Here is a 16,268-nt window from a genome sequence, read left to right as displayed (position 1 = left end):
AAAGTAGATGGCTCTAAAGAAAAGCAAGATAGACCTCGTAAACGTGTAACTAAAAAAGAAAAAGAATTAGAAAAGACACTAAAAGAAAATCCATTATATTTTGAAACTCAAACGTATAAGATTCTTGAAAATATAGATCAAATATACAATGATCTCGAAAACGGTTCAGTTCAACTCTCTGTTTTGACTTATCCATCACTATTAAAAGAGTTTAAAAAATTAGAAAAACGTTTTGGCTATATCGGGGGACACTACACCCAAAGTTGTGCTATCTTATCTTGTTATAACAGAATTAATCAATTAAAAGGATCAACTTTATTGCATGAATATTTGAATTTGATTTCTACTGATTTAAAGTATGAAAAAAAGAAACAGATTACAATACGAACATCTAAAATGATGGATACGACTAAAAAACTGTTAGAATATGAGTTTCCATTCTTAAGTAAAGGGGACGTTATTGGATTCTGTTTCTTCGCTTTTTTAAAGTGTTATGAAAAGACATGGGAGTAGCAACAATAAACAAATAAAGATTCAAACACTCAATAGACAATAAAAGACATTATCAGCCGATAATGTCTTTTATTATATAAAGATACAACTCCCCCATTATAATTGCTATTAACGGAATTACTTTGTTAATAGCATATGATTTTAGAACTTTTCATTATGAATAGAGCCTAAAAAATATTTCGTAAAAATTCGCATTTTTGCCCCTCACCTCTCCCCCACTATATATTTTTTTGCAAAAAATTAACCGCTTGCGTATCTTTTTTGTATAATCAACAAATAAAATACGTTAATTATACGTATTTTATTTGTATATTTGATGTATTTTAATTGTATTTATAACATTAAAAAAACATCAAATATGCAATACTTTTTCGCATATAATGAGTATTTGCAACGTATAATATGAGAAAAAATGATGTGTTTTTTACATCAATTTTACGTTAAACTCTTGTATTCCCAAATTTTATTCTGTATAATATAGTTATAAAGTCGAATTAAAGAATTGGAGAGATATAAAATGTGCAATTTAGAACAAATCGCTTTAGATTTAGCAAATGGATTTATAAAGGTAGCTAACAAAGAAACACTTTGTTATGAAAATAAATTACGAAGAATCAGACATAATGAGTTTTCAGTTCTAACTCAATTTAACGAAACTATCTATACGTTTGAAGGAAATCAATACGTTCTTGATCCTGTTGGTGAAATTACAAGTGGAGGACGTAATAATTCACGTTATGGATCGGATCAATATTTATTAGAGTGTTTAATTGCAATTTCAAAAGTAACAGATAAAGTCGATATTTCATTGACGATTGGACTTCCTTGTAAAGATCATGGAAATGATACTATTAAAAAGAATATTGTAGATAAACTGGTAGGAAGTCATATTCTTAAAATTAAAAAGAATGATTCAGAAGTTGCTCGTGTGCTTGAGATAAAAGATGTAACAATCCTTTGTGAGCCTGTCGGAACGTTATTAGACTTAATTGTTGATGAAAACTTACATATCGTTCCCGAATTAGAAGAGAGTAAATTTTTAATTGTAGATATTGGACATGGTACAATGGATATAATCGAAACAAATGGACTACATATCACCAACAAAGATCATGCTAATATTGGAGGAATGACACTTGTTCAAGACTATTTAGAGCGAATTAATGCTAAATATAGTGATACTGGGAAAGTGTTTAAAGAATCTGATGTTACAATTATTCCTAAAAATAAAATCAATAGATATAACGAAGAATGGGATTTTTCACAAGAACTAACAAACTCAAAAAAACATATAGCAAATGAAATCACATCTATTATTAGTCAAAAAGGATATGCTTATGAAAATTATGATTTAGTAGTTTTTACTGGTGGTTGTTGCCTTCAAATCAACGATTATCTAGCAGTACCATCAAATGGTGTTATTCATGAAAATTGCCAAACTGCTAACGTTAATGGTTATAAAAAATATGCACACATCATGAAAGGATAAAATACTTATGGCAAAAGAAATTAAATTTCCTAAAAGACAAAACGTTACTTTTTACGAAAGAGATAAAGAATTGTATCATCAAATATTAAAATTAGCTGATAAAGATGGTCGCTCGGTAGAGGCCTATATAAGACACTTACTACATTCAGTTGTTCCAACAAAGTTAGAGCAAGGTAGCGTACCATCATTCTCAAATCAAGAAGAATCATCTACAATTCAAGAACCTACCACTAACTCTAATAATGGAGCGTCTGCAACAAGAGAAAAATTACTCGGTAAGTTGAATAATTAACGAAAAAAAAAGGATACTGCGGTAACAGTATCCTTTAAAAATCAAATCTACAAGAGATATGTGATTTTATATTAGCAATTTAATTTTATCATATCTCTTTATAATCTGTAAAGAAAAAAGGAGAAATGAAAATTATGTTATTACAATCTACTATTTATGCTATCGGACTATCTAGCATGGGATATGCTTTTTATCAATCTTTTAAATATAATAAGAAATTAAATCTAGCAATCGGAGTTAATTACTGCGATTTAAGTGATCTAAATAAAAAACAGATTATTGATTTTGTTGAAAATGAAGTGAAGTTTGCTCTAAAAAATGGACAAGAATCATTCATCTTAACTTACGATCAACTCGACTTAGATCAATTTGACTACGGTGTAGATGTAGAATTATATGATTTATTTGATAAAGCTAATTCACCATTATTTAAAAAAATTGATATATTTGAAAATCATATTCATTGTTATTTATCAGATGTTGCAAAAGCAACGTCTTTTTTTATAACGCTGTGTTAGACAATTTTGTTGATAAGTTGAATAGGCCCCCCAAAAATAAAATCATAATGATGGCTATAAAACATCTTATAGCGCGAAAAAACGCATAACGAAAGCACGTTGATGGTTATCAACGTGCTTTTTAATTTATTTAACGTGTAAAGTTAATTTTTTTTCACTATATAAGATAGATTCCAACTCTTGAATTGAAGTTTTAACGTTAAAAGATGCGCTTAAAACATCATTTACATAGTCAATTAATGATTTGCTATCGTTTGATTTGAATACAACTTCATTCGCTTCATTCTTAATCACAAATAATTCTTTTTGCATTAAATATCACTCACTTTCTTATCTTTAATTTTACCATATGTGCTTCTAATTATTAATTCAAAACACCTTATCCAAATAAGGATTACGGTGTTTTTAGTTGCAATGAAACTTTTCTATATTACTAAAATGATATGACCATATTGTAACACAAAAAATCCCCTTGTTCCTATTGGATCAAGGGGATTTTTTGATAACCGTATGTTTTTATTAACTACTATCTATTATACCAATTTTTAAAAATAAAAAAAGACCTTATAGAAAATATTCTATAAGGCATTAGTATATTATTTAAGTAGGTTTTCAATGGAATACTTAGCATTATAACATAACCCTTGCTAATAAAAAAGATAGGAAATAACCCATCTTTTTTTATTAGCAACAATCACGTTTATGTAACTACTAGGAAAAGCACAACTTTATCCTGACAAAGTTCGACAAAAAAGGCAATAAAAAAAGAGGTTGTAGATTAGGTCTACAACCTCTTTTCATTATAACTTAATAGCTTTTTTTATAGAAATACATCATGCATTACACTAAATAGTTTATCATATTTTTAAAATTATATCATTCAATTTGATAGATTAAATTCAGCATATAAATTTGTCATTTCCTCTTTATATCTCATAATCAATTCCCATTTTTTATATGATGGGTGAGGAAGATACTTTATATCACATTTTAATTCCATATCTTCAATTATCTTTTTAAAATAATATTCAGCAAAACTACCACAAACAATTATCATCTTACCATCACTATTAAAGTGTATGTTCTCCATTCTTTCTTTAAAATCTTTTAAAACTAAACACTCAAACTCATTAATATTCTCGTTGTCACGATTAGTAACAGCTTTAGGATTATCACGAACTACATTCAAATCTTCTATTGAATCAGAATATTCAATCGCAAATTCATCAATTTTTTGTAATGGTACACGAGAAACATTTAAAACAGAAATATTACTTATTTCCTTTTTATCCAGTAACGTCCCCAACGCTTCATCACCAAACCCCAATACGTTACTAATAGATTTTCCACTTGATCCAGCAACTACATATTGATTCTTCAATTCTTCTTTATGTGGTGATTCCACAATAAAAATATATTTTGAATCTTTATATAAAAACTCTTTCACATCACCTTTATACTTAGTAAAATACTCAATATATTTATTGTCATTGGTACTCATTATTTCATTACCTCACTATCTTTCAATATTACTAAATCTATTAATTTTTCTATTCTCTCTTTGATTCTGTCTACTAACCATTTCAGCATATTCTTTAACTTCTTTAATCTTATCAATCTTACTATTAATTGCTTTATATTCTCGTTTCAATGGTTGTAACTTACTATTAATGTCTTGTAGAGAATCTTTAACTTTTGATAAATCTGTATTCGGATCAATGTTATATCTTGATAAAACATTCAATGAACCCTCTGCAAGATTAATCTCTCCAATATGACGATCATAGAATTTCTGCTTATTGAATCGTAACTTGATTTTTTGATATTTGTCATAAACTTCTTTATGCTCTTGATAGGTCGCAAGTTCTTTATAAACCGTACTCAATTCATTATACTTAACTTCTAACTGCTTAATATTATCTTTAACTTGATTTCCATTTTTCCAAATATCTTTAATTTTCTGATCAAAGTCTGACATAGTTTTAATATTTTCTTGTCTGATAAATAATAGCTGATTAGCCAATGTCTTAACATCTTGAATCTTTTGTTTACGTGCTTGATAGAATAAACGCTTTTCAAAGTTAATCGTCTGATCTGTCTTAGTATCTTTAACATGATGTTTCTGACGTTTAAATAAATTTGATAGAATCGGCTTATCATGAATCGTAACCTTTTGTGTAGATTGCTCCTGTAACGTATTTAAAGGCTCTCCTAAACGTTCTTTAATACGTTGAGGGGTATAATCCTCACCCAATGTATCTCCCCTCATAAAACGTTTAGCATGAGGTAATTTGAAAGACCATTGTTTGCCCTCCTTAAACTCAATCTTTTGTTCAGTTAGATTCACTTTAAATTCATCAATCGTTTTAGATTTTGAAATAATCGTATCTAATATTTGTTTCAACTGTTCTCGTAATCCAGTCGGCTTAGTATACGGTTGAGTTTTATTTTGATAACGATTCTTTGTATTTGTTCCTCGTTGAATATTAGATGGAGTTAATCCATTCTCAATACATAACTGATTACTAATTGATTTAATCTCTGCTATCGTTTTATAAGGAATCGTTTTTAATTTATTTAAAGTTTTATGAGAGTAGGCATTAATCACAATATGGTTATGAAGATGATCTGTGTCTGTATGAGTAGATACAACGAACTCATAATCACCTTTTGTAAATTGTTCAGCTAATTTTTTTCCAATCTCATGAGCTAACTCTGGACTAACTTTATCCTTTAGATTAAAACTTTGAATTAAGTGATAAGCTAAATTTTCTTTTCCTCCAACTTTACTATAATCACCTTTCGCACGTTTAGAATTTTCAATCGTCATTTCAAATTCCAAATCAGCAAATTCCGGTGTCACCTCATGTCCATAAACTAAATTTTTTGCACCGACTTTTTCTTCTTGGAGAATATAGTCCATGACTTTTTTCACAGTTGCTTTAATTGCTTTCATCTTTACATATGCCATGACTTACCCTCCTTAAAAATTTAAACCTCTTATGATTGTTTAATTTTATTCGTATTACGGACCAATTCTCTGACTAATCGAATAATCGTGTCTTGACCGTTTTTTATTTCTTTTAAATCACTCTCATAAACTCGGTGATTAGAATTAATCCCTTTAGCAATCTGATTAATGTTATTTCCGATACGAGATACTTCTGACATTAACTGCTTTAAGTCTTTATCATCTGCCGACTGTAAGTTAATTACATATCCATCTATTAACATCTTTCTAGCGTAATTCTCAAATTTTTTAAACCCTAACTTTTCACTATTATTCAATATCATTTCTTTTTCTTTTTCTGTAACCCTAAACATCATCTGTTTAGGTCTTGTACGATTTTTCATCATTCAAACTCCTATCTTTAAAAAACTAGGGGATTGGGGGAACCCCAAAAAGTGAACAAAAGTGAAAATCTGCGATTTTCATTTTGTCGAAAGTGGCTAGCCACTTTCAATTCTCGCTATTCTACTGCTTTCCCTATTTCCTCCCTATCTTACCACCCTTATTTTTAAATTTCAATTTATTTTATTCTTTCAAACATTGATTTTAGGCAAAAAAAAGAGCCACCTTTTTTAGGTGGCTCTAACTTAAAAAATTTCTTTTAACTAACTACAATTATTAGGTTCACGTTTATATTTCCATACCTTTTCCTTTTTTAGTGATGTTCGTTAAATCATTTTCATGTGAATTTCTTTCTTTAATCATTTGCAACTTTTCTTTTATAGAAATTCTTTCATTTTTAATACTCTTTCCATCATGAAGTAATTCGTGTGGTGAACGGTCATTCCCACGACAATCAATATTTTTTAAGTTTTCTAATTCTTGAATTTCTAAAGTCTGTAAATTATTAAAAGCACATTCTAAATGCTCTAAATCCTCACAATGATTTAGCTGTAATTCGCTTAATCGATTGGTTGAACAATCCAACCATATCATACTATCAGGCACTTCTAAGGTTGAAAGGAAATTATTTCGGCAATCTAATTGTTCTAAACTAGATAGTTCTTGAACTGGCAAGTCATATAATAGGTTATCTTGACACGTTAAATAAATGAGTTCGTCACAACCTTTAAAATTTAATTCTTCTAATTGATTATGACTACTAAATAAAAATTGTAACTCTTCTCGTTCTGAAACATCTAATGTTTTTAAATTACAAAAAGACACATCTAACGTTTGAATCTCTTTTGGAATATCTTCATTTTTTAATTCATTCAAATGAGTGCTACTTGCATAAATTTTTCGACATTCACTATTCACTCCCTTTAATGTTTGAATCGGATTATACGACACATCTAAATGTTTTAATGAGGTAAACTGCTCAATTCCTGTTAAATCGTAGATTTGAGAGTTTGGAATTAATAAAACTTTCTGTGCTTGAATCACTGGTAACTGTTCATAAACTAACGTTGTATTATCACTTAACTTATCTTGTTCAAATACTTCAATTAAAATAGCTTTTCTAAAATTCTCATCTGGAAATAAATCATTCATACTTTCATAAGGAATTGGCAACTCAAGATTATTAAGCCACTCCATGCAATACTCTTTATTATTAAACGGCTCAATAAAAACATTTCCATGTGTGTTATCAATCCCTATCCATTGTTCTCCCTCTTTAGAATAGAAACTTCCATAATCAGATTCTTTCAAAGAATGATTATCGTATCTTTCAATTAATGCCTGAACTTGTTCTTCTGTTAAAAATTTAATGGTTGGATCAATCACTTTAACTTCCTCAACATTGACATTCGGATTTCCATTCAATTTCAAATCACAAATAGAAGCTAAAGAATAAAATGTCACACATTCTAAATGATTATTTTCACTTTCAACGTATTTCAATATCTTATTTTCAGATAAATCTAATTCTGAAATAAAGTTATTATTGCAATAAAGAGTTTCTAAACATGGACAATCAGCTACTCCTAAATCATCTAATTCATTTTCACTACAAGATAATTCTCTTAAAACGGATTGATTTTCTAAATCTAATGATTCTAAATTGTTCAAAGTTACATCTAAAATTTCTAAGGTTTCAGACTTAGGTAATTTTAAATTATGAATGTGACAAGCATAAGCGTATAACTCTTTTAATCCTATTAAATCAGATACATCTAAATTAATAATCGGATTATTTGAAACATCTAACTTTCGTAACGATTCAAAATATTCAATTCCTTTTATATCTGTCAATTTATGTTTTTCTAAATTTAAAACTTCAATTTTTTTCAATACTTCTAAATCTGATTTAAAAATATCTGTTGTTCCATCATGGCGATCTAATAATTGCTCAACAATGATTTTTCTAAAATTTTTATTTGGAAATCTAGAATTTATTACTTGGTCATATTCAAATTGTTTCCAAAAATCCATATACCCTGTCATTACACAATCAATCTGATCTTTGTCTTGTTCAAAATTTTCAAAATCGGTATGCAGCTCAAGATAACCATTTTCAACTAACTTAAATTTTTCTAAGTCTTTTTGAAACTCTTCCCAAGTTTCTTTAGTCATTGTTCCATCTTCTAATAAATCTTCAAAATCTTCAATCTCACAAAAATACATCTCTTGTTCAGTATTAATGCTTTCTAAAGCAAAATGACGTAATAATATACCGCAATCTTTTAATTGAATTTTACTTTCATTAACCACTGATTCTTTTCCACTCATTATCTTTCCACTTCCCTTTTATAATTAGATCTTCCATTTTTCACTTGTTGGTGAAGTTTTGTATTTGCATGACTTAATCGACTTTTTATAGATTCTTTAGTTGGTTGATAATCTTGTAATTGATATTTATCCTTTAAAAAAGAAATCGCTTGTTTAAAGCTCAAATTTTCGATATTAGCAATAAATTTTATTGCATTTCCACCCTCACCACAACCAAAGCATTTATAAATTTGCTTATCCGGTGAAACCACAAATGAAGATGTTTTTTCTTCATGAAATGGACATAACCCTTTATAATTTTTTCCGGCTTTTTCTAATTTCACATAGTCACTAATAACTTCAACAATATCTAATTGTGATAAATAATGCTTAATAAGATTCGGTGAAATATCCTTAATCTCTTCATTTACTTTTTCATTTTTTTGTACTTTTTCAAAAACCTTTTGATATTTCGGATCTGATTCACACTTTGTTCTACAATATGAGTAATAGTCGATTGGAGAATTAACAATATCAGTTAATAGATTTTCATTTTTAAGACATTCACATGGATCATTCCCCTCCGGAAACATAGCAAACTTAATATTTTCAACTGGCTTATATTGAGGATTATTTTCTCGCATAGTAGCACTTAAAAATTGTGCATTGGTAATTGAGGCCTTAAATCCGGCAAAATCACCATCATAGCCAAAAACAAACCTTTCTGCTCCCTCTCTAGCTAACATTTCAATATGTTCCTTAGTTAAGGCAGTTCCTAGCGTTGCTACAACGTTATAAATTCCTTTTTGATGATAAGCGATTAAATCTAAAATCCCCTCTACCAGATGAACCTCTTTCGATTCTCTTATAAATGGTTTTGCCCTATGTAAGTTATAAAGGGTTTTGGTTTTAGAGAATCCCATAGATTCCGGACTTAATAGATATTTAACATCATTATTTACATCTGTTGTCCTACCATTAAACCCACAAATTTCCCCTCGACAATCTCGAATTGGAAACATAATTCGTTTCCAATTTCTTTCACCCCCTTTCTCATTTAAAAGTCCTAATGACTTTAATTCCTCTTGATGATTAGTCTTTAATTCATTTAAACAAAAAGAATCACTAAAACCTATCTCAAATTCTTTGATAGATTCTAAAGTGATTCCTCGATCCATTAAATATTTTAATTGTTCTTTATTTTCCAATAATGCTTTTTGATAAATCTTATTTGCTTCATTCAACAACTTCTTCTTCATCATCTAATACCTCCGAAAAATCTAATTGCTGAATTTCTTCAATAGATACAGTTCTTATAAATTCAATACATTCAGTTAATATTTTACTCTCATAATCAAATTCTTTTTTTCCATTCATAAATAAATTACTTTGAATCATTTGATTTAACATAACCTCTTTTGACTTTTGAGGTTGCAAATATGACTTAATCATAGATAAATGATCTAAATTTAACTGTTCTTTTCTCATACTTGTTCTAATTCTCCTTTAGTTTTATTAATCGCTTTTTCTCTAGTTTTTTCTAATGATAATTGTTTATCCTTTGCCTTTGCCAATTTCTCTTTTAATGATGGCTTTGTCACTTCCATGTCTTTATCAGTAACTTTTTCTTTACTCAATTCAAGTAAAACTTCATCTATTTTAATAATTAATTCAGAAGATTTTTTCTGAATTAATTCTAATGAATCCTTTAATTCATCTAATTCTTGTGTTGAACTCCAATTTCCAACGTAAGAAAAACTATAATCAGATGTATCTATTCCAAAATATTGTGATACCGTATAAGCTACACTTTCAGCTTCAACCTCCTTTGTACGCTTATCTTTGCGACGACCATGAAAACTACTATGTAGCTCTGCATGAGCCATTTCATGAATCATAGTTTTTATCGTTTGAATTTCACTCATTCCAACTTGAATAGCAATTTTATTATCTTGGAAACTATAATAACCTTTTGCTCCTGTCGGAATAGATTCAAAATTGATAGGTACAGTTGAAACTTTTGTCAAAGCCTGTATCATATCTTCATAACCCTCTATATCCCCTTGTAAGCCTGTAACAATGCTTGGAAGAGGTTCTCCATCTGTCTGTGATACATCAAAAACATAACCAACTTTAAATTTTGGAATGACGATTTCTACTTCTTCTTTCACTTCATTTCCGTTATTATCTAATACTGGTCTTTGAGTTTTTGGATCAATCTTTGTCATTTCCTCTTTTATCTTATAAGGTGTAGGAATTAAAATAGCAATTCCACTTTCACCTTTTTTTACATGGCGATTAAAGTCATTTTTCCAACTTACGAACCCGGCAACTTTTGTAGCATTTGGCATTTGTCGATAAATTAAAAGATTGTTCCTCGAAGAATATTTATGAAATTTAGATAGTACATTCAAATACTCTTTCAATTTTCCGGTTTCAAATACTTCTTTAACCCCTTTATCTAAATCTTCTGTAATTTGTTGAACTTTATTTTTAATCTGCTCTTGTTTTTTCATAAAAAATCCTTTCTTATAAATAAAAAAATATGTAGCATATGATAATCTACGCTACATATTTTTTATTTGATATTTAAAATAAAGTAATCTAATCACTCTAATAATTGTTAATACCATGTAAAAATTCATTTTAATAAATCGCCAAATCGTAATTGGAACTGCCCCCATAAATACCATTAATAGATTTATTAAAAAAGTCACTGGTGATAATAAATATATCACCAAACTAAGTATGCGAAAAAAATTACAATAAAACGTACATAATAAGATATATTCCCATAACCATTTTAAATCAAATTCAGAAATAGTACGATTTTTTCCGCTAGCAAATAAAATAAATAAGAATATTAATGCCGGATATATAACATTTTTTGAAAAGTCTAAGATTATTTTTTTCCAACTTAAAGTTGGGTGTGATGGTACATACTCATTATAATTATTAAATTCTGTATATTCAGTTTCATTATAAATCACTTGCATAATAAATCACCTTATTATTTAGAAAAAAAATCTAATTATGACATTTTTTTCTTTAATTATAACATAAGATGAATATATAGTATACTAATACTCACTTTTACAAACTTACTCTAAAGATTCAAAAATAGTCGCATATTTAGTATTTGGAGCGTATCGTTTTGCCACTGCATATCCATCAGCTACTAACTTAGCATTTAACATATCATTTGAAATATTTTCAATATTACTTAAATTTATATCATTGGTAAGCCAAACATAAGCTAAAGTACGATTATATACGTCCAGTTGATCTACGTCATATTCTAAATATAGAATTTGTCCTACTTCAAGTAGCGATTTAGTGTACTCACTAGCTATATCACCATCAAGTGTATTTTTACTTTGATCGGGATGTACGCTTTCTGGGGTATCAATCCCAATTAAACGTACTCTCACATCCTCACCATTTGAATTAGTAACGATCAATGTATCTCCATCTACAACACGTTTCAAACTAACTTCTTCTAAACTAATCTCATTTGATTCATCTAATACTGTATCTCCAACACTAGATTTTAATAAATGCTCTTTGAAATCTTTATAAGTATTTAAAAAACTAATAAAACAAAAAATAAATATACCTAAAGTAAATAATCTATTATTTTTTTTCTTTTTTCTCATAATTAACCTCTACTTTTTATTAGTTTTAGGAAATTCTAATGAGAATTTAGGGTATTTATCATTAAAATCTACTTTAATAATAGCGTCATATTCTTTTCCTGTTTTTTGACTTTTTAATCCTTTAACAAGAACCTCGCCTTTATTTAAAAAAGATTTTGCGATTGTCTTAGTAATTTTTTTACCTTGACTTTCAAAAAATTTATTCTCTTTCCATAAGGCAAATGAACACTCTCTATTTGAACAGTAGAAATTTTTATCGCTCTCATGTACTGGACTTTGGCAATTAGGACACTTACCGATTTCTTCTTTTTGGGGTTTATTATTTTCAAATTGGAACGTTGCAACAGTTGATTTTTCTTGATTTACAACTTCTGTAACAAATGATTCAATCTCATTCATAAATTGTTGTGAAGATAACTCTCCACGTTCGATTTGATCCAATTTTTCTTCCCACTCGGCTGTCATTTTAGCACTTGTTAAAAGAGGGGGGAGAATAGACATCAATTTATGTGCTTTTTCAGTTGCTATTAAATAATTCTTTTCACGTTGAACAAACCCACTTCTAATAATCGTTTCAATGATATTGGCACGAGTAGATGATCGCCCAATTCCTTTTACTGATTTTAAAATAGCTGATAATTCTTTATTATCTTCAATCTGACATTTCTCCATAGCTTCAAGTAATGTTTCATCAGTAAAATGTTGTGGTGGAGTGGTTTTCTTAGATTCAATTTTAATGTCATTTATCTTTAATTCTTGATTTTCAGTTAAAAGAGGAAGTAAAATTTCTCCTTTTTCTTTTTTATTAATTTTTAAAATCTCTCGACACTTTATCTCTAATGCACGATACCCTAAGTCAATTAAATTTTGTGTTTTCGCTTCAAATTCATAGCAATCTACACCGATAGTTACTTTAGTTGATTGATACATATAAGGGGAGTATGTTGCACTTAACATCTGATAAGCAACTAATGTCATAATCTTTCGTTCTGATTCACTTAATGTAGCCCAATCATGCTTAATCCCTGTTTCAGTAACTAAGATAGCGTGATGATCCGTAACTTGTGAATCATCAATGACACTATCTATATTTATTTTATTTTCTTTATAATCATGACTTAATGGCACTGGTTGAATCTCTTTTAGTGAGGATATTAAAGAAGTGATTAACTCTTTTTGTGATGAACTCACAAATTTTGAATCTGTACGAGGATAAGTCATTAATTTATTTTCATACAATTTTTGAACAATATCTAATGTTTGTTGAGCAGAATAACCAAATAATCTATTTGATACTTTTTGTAAAGCAGTTAAATCATAGAGTTGTGGTGCTTTTTTTACATTATCCTTTGTTTCAATTTGTCGTACAACCGCATTTAAGCTCGTATAAGAGTTTTTAATTTGTTCTGCAATACTTTTATCATCAAGCCTTAAACTAGCCTCAAAACTATCTAAAATCAGTTTCACAATGTAATAATCTTTAGGAATAAAACTAATGATTTCTTTATCTCTTTTAGAAATCATATTAATAGTGGGGGATTGCACTCGCCCCACATTTAAAACATTACCATTACCGTACTTTATAGTAAAAAGTCGTGTACTATTAATTCCAACTAAAAAATCAGCTTGTGAACGACACTTAGCTGATTCTAATAATAATTTTTTCTCTGATCCATCAAGTAAATTCGCCATTCCCTCACGAACAACTGAATCTTCAAATGAAGAAATCCATAAACGTTTAACTGGCTTTTGACAGTGAATATACTCATAAATAAGCCAAAAGATTAATTCACCCTCTCGTCCTCCATCAGTACCACAAATTAAGGTACTAACATCTGAACGCTCTATTAATTTTTTCACATTGTAAAATTGAGATTTTGAGTTTTCAATAATTTTTGTTTTCCACTTTTGAGGAATAAAAGGTAACGTATCTAAATCCCATGCTTTCAGCGATTCGTCATAATCTGCCATCATAGCATTTGTAATTAAATGACCGTAACACCACGTCACTACATAATCACTATTTTCTAAATAACCATCTTTAGTTTCAAATTGTCCGATTGCTTTTGCAATATCTATCGCTACACTAGGCTTTTCTGCAATAATCAATTGTTTCATGTTATAAAAATCTCCTTTTGAGTAAATAAAAAATAAAGTTAATTATTTCCTCTAGATTTCTTTGGTTTATATAATCTTAACGTATAACTTAAACCTGTTTTAGGAATAGAAAAAGTCAAGTACCCACGACTATTAATCGTGATGACTTGACCGATTTTTTGACTAAAGCTAATTCCTGTTTTACTCACATTGAGATAAGTTCTTTTCCCTAACCTTACTCGTTTACGAAACTTCCACGACATCTGAATCTTTCTCCTGTTCTGATTCTTGTTCTGCTTTTAATGACATTAAAAATTCTTTAACTTCCTCATGACTGAAATTTAATTCATTTAAAATCCCTAAATATTCAGTTGATTTTAATTCTTCAATTTTTTTTTGGCGATTGGCGATTCTTTTCTTTAAAGCTTCAATTTTTTCTTCATCTTTTTTTATTAAAGTTTCTAATTCTAAAATTTTACTCATTTTAAATTTCTCCTAATCTATTTTTGGTAAATAAAGTTCCGGATCTAATCGTACTCCATCTTTTTTATATTCTAAATGCAAATGAGGGCCTGTTGATCTTCCAGTTGAGCCTGTAAGTGCAATCTTATCACCTACTCTTATTGTTTGACCGACTTTAACCAAAACTTCTTCACAATGGGCATATAAAGTTTCTCTATTTCCATCTTGTATAATAAGATAATTTCCATAACCATTAGGATCGTAAGCTACTCTAGTGACTATACCACTCATACAGGCTTTTATTGGTGTTCCTAAAGGCTTAGGAATATCTAACCCTGTATGAAATTCTAATTGCTCTCCTGTTGTTGGATTTATTCTATAACCAAATTTGGATGAATAATAATAAGTACCATCATACGGTGGAGCTAATTCACTAGAATAAATAGTTAATCCGTATTCTAAATACAGTAAATAAAGTTCATATTCTCCTGCATTAAACAACGTGTCTTTATTTAAAGTTAAATAATCATTCACACTAATACTTTCAATAGATACATAAAGTTCACTATTAATAAAATCTTTTTTCACCGTATAAAGTTCATGATGAAATTGTTTTATTTCATCTTTAATATCATCTAATTTAAAATCAAGATATTTACTAGAAAAGTACGCTAATAAATCATATGAATTAGTATTCAAATTAGAAAAGTCATAAATAATCTGCAAATTTGTCGTACCATCTATTTGACTTCTAATTTCATTTTGAAAATCTTGATCTAACTGTGACACATATAAATGAAACTCACTAATTTGTTTTTCATCAGATTGGATAATTGCTCCCATAGGACTAGAAAATCCGGAAAAACAAATAGGAATAACAACTAATATTAAAGCTAAAACAATACCTATTAAAAAAAGGACTGGATTTGACATGATAGATATTGTCATTTTTTCTAGTCCTTTTTTTGTTAATACTGATTTTATACTTGGTGATACTGACTGTGAAATAATCTGTTTTATTTTATAATTTTTTCTTAGCTGATTTTTTTTTCTAATTTCCAACATACGTTGAACGAAACTACTTTTAGATAAACTGCTACCTCTTTTTAAGTTATGAAATTCTTTTGCATATCGAACAACATCTTTCCCTCTATGATACGTCACATTTACATTCGTTTTCACCTTATATTCAAGATTTCCATGATCTTCTTCGATTATATTTTGCAATTCATTTTTACTAGCCTTAACTGCTGACTTTGTAAGGTAGTGACTTCCTGTAATAGCTGACTTAAAAATAGTTTTACTATTTCCTTTTGATGAAGAAACAAATTGCTTGAACGAATTTAATCCTTGATAAGTTTTCCTACTACTTTCATAAAAATTTATGCTAGTTTCTTTAATATCTGACGTTAATTCAGAGGTTTCATCATTATTATTTACTTTTAAAAGGCTAATCGTAGTATCAACCTTGGACATTATCCCTTTACTTTTACCTACTTTTTTATTCTTAGAATTAACCACTTCATACTTATCAGATATTTTTGATTCTAATGATTGCCGACTTTCCTTAACTCCATAT

At 28.6% G+C, this 16,268-nt stretch carries 18 protein-coding genes; 4 read left to right on the top strand and 14 right to left on the bottom strand.

Translation table 11 applies throughout. The features are described 5' to 3' along the window. From NEH74_RS08890 to NEH74_RS08875, 4 genes are all read left to right on the top strand, one after another. A partial coding sequence (locus NEH74_RS08890; protein ID WP_262941285.1) for a hypothetical protein occupies window positions 1–513 on the top strand: 513 nt, incomplete at its 5' end. Between the two features lie 517 nt (window positions 514–1,030). Continuing rightward, complete coding sequence (locus NEH74_RS08885; protein ID WP_155062367.1) at window positions 1,031–2,002, top strand: ParM/StbA family protein; 972 nt, start codon at window positions 1,031–1,033, stop codon at window positions 2,000–2,002. Window positions 2,003–2,009: 7 nt separating this feature from the next. Further along, on the top strand, window positions 2,010–2,294 hold the full coding sequence (locus tag NEH74_RS08880; protein WP_128446312.1) for a hypothetical protein: 285 nt from the start codon (window positions 2,010–2,012) through the stop codon (window positions 2,292–2,294). A 134-nt stretch (window positions 2,295–2,428) separates the two neighbouring features. Continuing rightward, complete coding sequence (locus NEH74_RS08875; protein ID WP_155090420.1) at window positions 2,429–2,812, top strand: hypothetical protein; 384 nt, start codon at window positions 2,429–2,431, stop codon at window positions 2,810–2,812. Between the two features lie 126 nt (window positions 2,813–2,938). Here NEH74_RS08875 and NEH74_RS08870 read toward each other — a convergent pair whose 3' ends face one another. The 14 genes from NEH74_RS08870 to NEH74_RS08805 all read right to left on the bottom strand — a co-directional run. Further along, window positions 2,939–3,124: a hypothetical protein gene (locus NEH74_RS08870; protein ID WP_155062369.1), complete on the bottom strand. Its 186-nt coding sequence runs from the start codon at window positions 3,122–3,124 to the stop codon at window positions 2,939–2,941. 568 nt (window positions 3,125–3,692) lie between these two features. Next, window positions 3,693–4,313, bottom strand: a complete 621-nt coding sequence (locus NEH74_RS08865) for a hypothetical protein (RefSeq protein ID WP_155062370.1) — start codon at window positions 4,311–4,313, stop codon at window positions 3,693–3,695. Window positions 4,314–4,328: 15 nt separating this feature from the next. Then, window positions 4,329–5,783: a relaxase/mobilization nuclease domain-containing protein gene (locus NEH74_RS08860; protein WP_155062371.1), complete on the bottom strand. Its 1,455-nt coding sequence runs from the start codon at window positions 5,781–5,783 to the stop codon at window positions 4,329–4,331. A 29-nt stretch (window positions 5,784–5,812) separates the two neighbouring features. Continuing rightward, entirely contained in the window at window positions 5,813–6,166 is a 354-nt protein-coding gene (locus NEH74_RS08855; protein ID WP_164908062.1) for a plasmid mobilization protein, read from the bottom strand. Window positions 6,167–6,452: 286 nt separating this feature from the next. Continuing rightward, window positions 6,453–8,495, bottom strand: coding sequence for a leucine-rich repeat domain-containing protein (locus NEH74_RS08850; RefSeq protein ID WP_155062372.1), 2,043 nt, complete (start codon window positions 8,493–8,495; stop codon window positions 6,453–6,455). Further along, window positions 8,495–9,733 carry a CHC2 zinc finger domain-containing protein gene (locus NEH74_RS08845; RefSeq protein WP_262941283.1) on the bottom strand — a complete coding sequence of 413 codons (1,239 nt, stop codon included), beginning with the start codon at window positions 9,731–9,733 and terminating at the stop codon, window positions 8,495–8,497. Before NEH74_RS08845 ends, NEH74_RS08850 begins: the two co-directional genes overlap by 1 nt. After that, the gene (locus NEH74_RS08840) at window positions 9,711–9,962 is read right to left on the bottom strand and encodes a hypothetical protein (protein ID WP_155062374.1); all 252 of its coding nucleotides are present in this window, start codon (window positions 9,960–9,962) and stop codon (window positions 9,711–9,713) included. Before NEH74_RS08840 ends, NEH74_RS08845 begins: the two co-directional genes overlap by 23 nt. Next, entirely contained in the window at window positions 9,959–10,990 is a 1,032-nt protein-coding gene (locus NEH74_RS08835; protein ID WP_151922556.1) for an ArdC family protein, read from the bottom strand. The genes NEH74_RS08840 and NEH74_RS08835 overlap by 4 nt, the downstream gene beginning before the upstream one ends. A 51-nt stretch (window positions 10,991–11,041) precedes the next feature. Next, window positions 11,042–11,470: a hypothetical protein gene (locus NEH74_RS08830; protein WP_155062375.1), complete on the bottom strand. Its 429-nt coding sequence runs from the start codon at window positions 11,468–11,470 to the stop codon at window positions 11,042–11,044. 105 nt (window positions 11,471–11,575) lie between these two features. Further along, entirely contained in the window at window positions 11,576–12,130 is a 555-nt protein-coding gene (locus NEH74_RS08825; protein ID WP_155062376.1) for a thermonuclease family protein, read from the bottom strand. A 9-nt stretch (window positions 12,131–12,139) separates the two neighbouring features. Continuing rightward, window positions 12,140–14,248: a DNA topoisomerase 3 gene (locus NEH74_RS08820; RefSeq protein ID WP_155062377.1), complete on the bottom strand. Its 2,109-nt coding sequence runs from the start codon at window positions 14,246–14,248 to the stop codon at window positions 12,140–12,142. Between the two features lie 38 nt (window positions 14,249–14,286). Then, on the bottom strand, window positions 14,287–14,490 hold the full coding sequence (locus tag NEH74_RS08815) for a DUF4236 domain-containing protein (RefSeq protein WP_155062378.1): 204 nt from the start codon (window positions 14,488–14,490) through the stop codon (window positions 14,287–14,289). After that, the gene (locus tag NEH74_RS08810; protein WP_155062379.1) at window positions 14,471–14,710 is read right to left on the bottom strand and encodes a hypothetical protein; all 240 of its coding nucleotides are present in this window, start codon (window positions 14,708–14,710) and stop codon (window positions 14,471–14,473) included. The genes NEH74_RS08815 and NEH74_RS08810 overlap by 20 nt, the downstream gene beginning before the upstream one ends. A gap of 12 nt (window positions 14,711–14,722) precedes the next feature. After that, on the bottom strand, window positions 14,723–16,268 hold a 1,546-nt coding region (locus NEH74_RS08805; protein ID WP_262941282.1), incomplete at its 5' end, for a M23 family metallopeptidase.

Source organism: Turicibacter sp. GALT-G1, assembly GCF_025594995.1.
Lineage (GTDB): Bacteria > Bacillota_I > Bacilli_A > MOL361 > Turicibacteraceae > Turicibacter > Turicibacter bilis.
This window is presented reverse-complemented; position numbering and strand designations above follow the sequence as displayed.

Excerpts from the sequence above, each read along its gene's own strand:
- NEH74_RS08885 (WP_155062367.1), top strand. The coding sequence starts at position 1,031 with ATGTGCAATTTAGAACAAATCGCTTTAGATTTAGCAAATGGATTTATA.
- NEH74_RS08880 (WP_128446312.1), top strand. The coding sequence starts at position 2,010 with ATGGCAAAAGAAATTAAATTTCCTAAAAGACAAAACGTTACTTTTTAC.
- NEH74_RS08875 (WP_155090420.1), top strand. The coding sequence starts at position 2,429 with ATGTTATTACAATCTACTATTTATGCTATCGGACTATCTAGCATGGGA.
- NEH74_RS08870 (WP_155062369.1), bottom strand. The coding sequence starts at position 3,124 with ATGCAAAAAGAATTATTTGTGATTAAGAATGAAGCGAATGAAGTTGTA.
- NEH74_RS08865 (WP_155062370.1), bottom strand. The coding sequence starts at position 4,313 with ATGAGTACCAATGACAATAAATATATTGAGTATTTTACTAAGTATAAA.
- NEH74_RS08860 (WP_155062371.1), bottom strand. The coding sequence starts at position 5,783 with ATGGCATATGTAAAGATGAAAGCAATTAAAGCAACTGTGAAAAAAGTC.
- NEH74_RS08855 (WP_164908062.1), bottom strand. The coding sequence starts at position 6,166 with ATGAAAAATCGTACAAGACCTAAACAGATGATGTTTAGGGTTACAGAA.
- NEH74_RS08850 (WP_155062372.1), bottom strand. The coding sequence starts at position 8,495 with ATGAGTGGAAAAGAATCAGTGGTTAATGAAAGTAAAATTCAATTAAAA.
- NEH74_RS08845 (WP_262941283.1), bottom strand. The coding sequence starts at position 9,733 with ATGAAGAAGAAGTTGTTGAATGAAGCAAATAAGATTTATCAAAAAGCA.
- NEH74_RS08840 (WP_155062374.1), bottom strand. The coding sequence starts at position 9,962 with ATGAGAAAAGAACAGTTAAATTTAGATCATTTATCTATGATTAAGTCA.
- NEH74_RS08835 (WP_151922556.1), bottom strand. The coding sequence starts at position 10,990 with ATGAAAAAACAAGAGCAGATTAAAAATAAAGTTCAACAAATTACAGAA.
- NEH74_RS08830 (WP_155062375.1), bottom strand. The coding sequence starts at position 11,470 with ATGCAAGTGATTTATAATGAAACTGAATATACAGAATTTAATAATTAT.
- NEH74_RS08825 (WP_155062376.1), bottom strand. The coding sequence starts at position 12,130 with ATGAGAAAAAAGAAAAAAAATAATAGATTATTTACTTTAGGTATATTT.
- NEH74_RS08820 (WP_155062377.1), bottom strand. The coding sequence starts at position 14,248 with ATGAAACAATTGATTATTGCAGAAAAGCCTAGTGTAGCGATAGATATT.
- NEH74_RS08815 (WP_155062378.1), bottom strand. The coding sequence starts at position 14,490 with ATGTCGTGGAAGTTTCGTAAACGAGTAAGGTTAGGGAAAAGAACTTAT.
- NEH74_RS08810 (WP_155062379.1), bottom strand. The coding sequence starts at position 14,710 with ATGAGTAAAATTTTAGAATTAGAAACTTTAATAAAAAAAGATGAAGAA.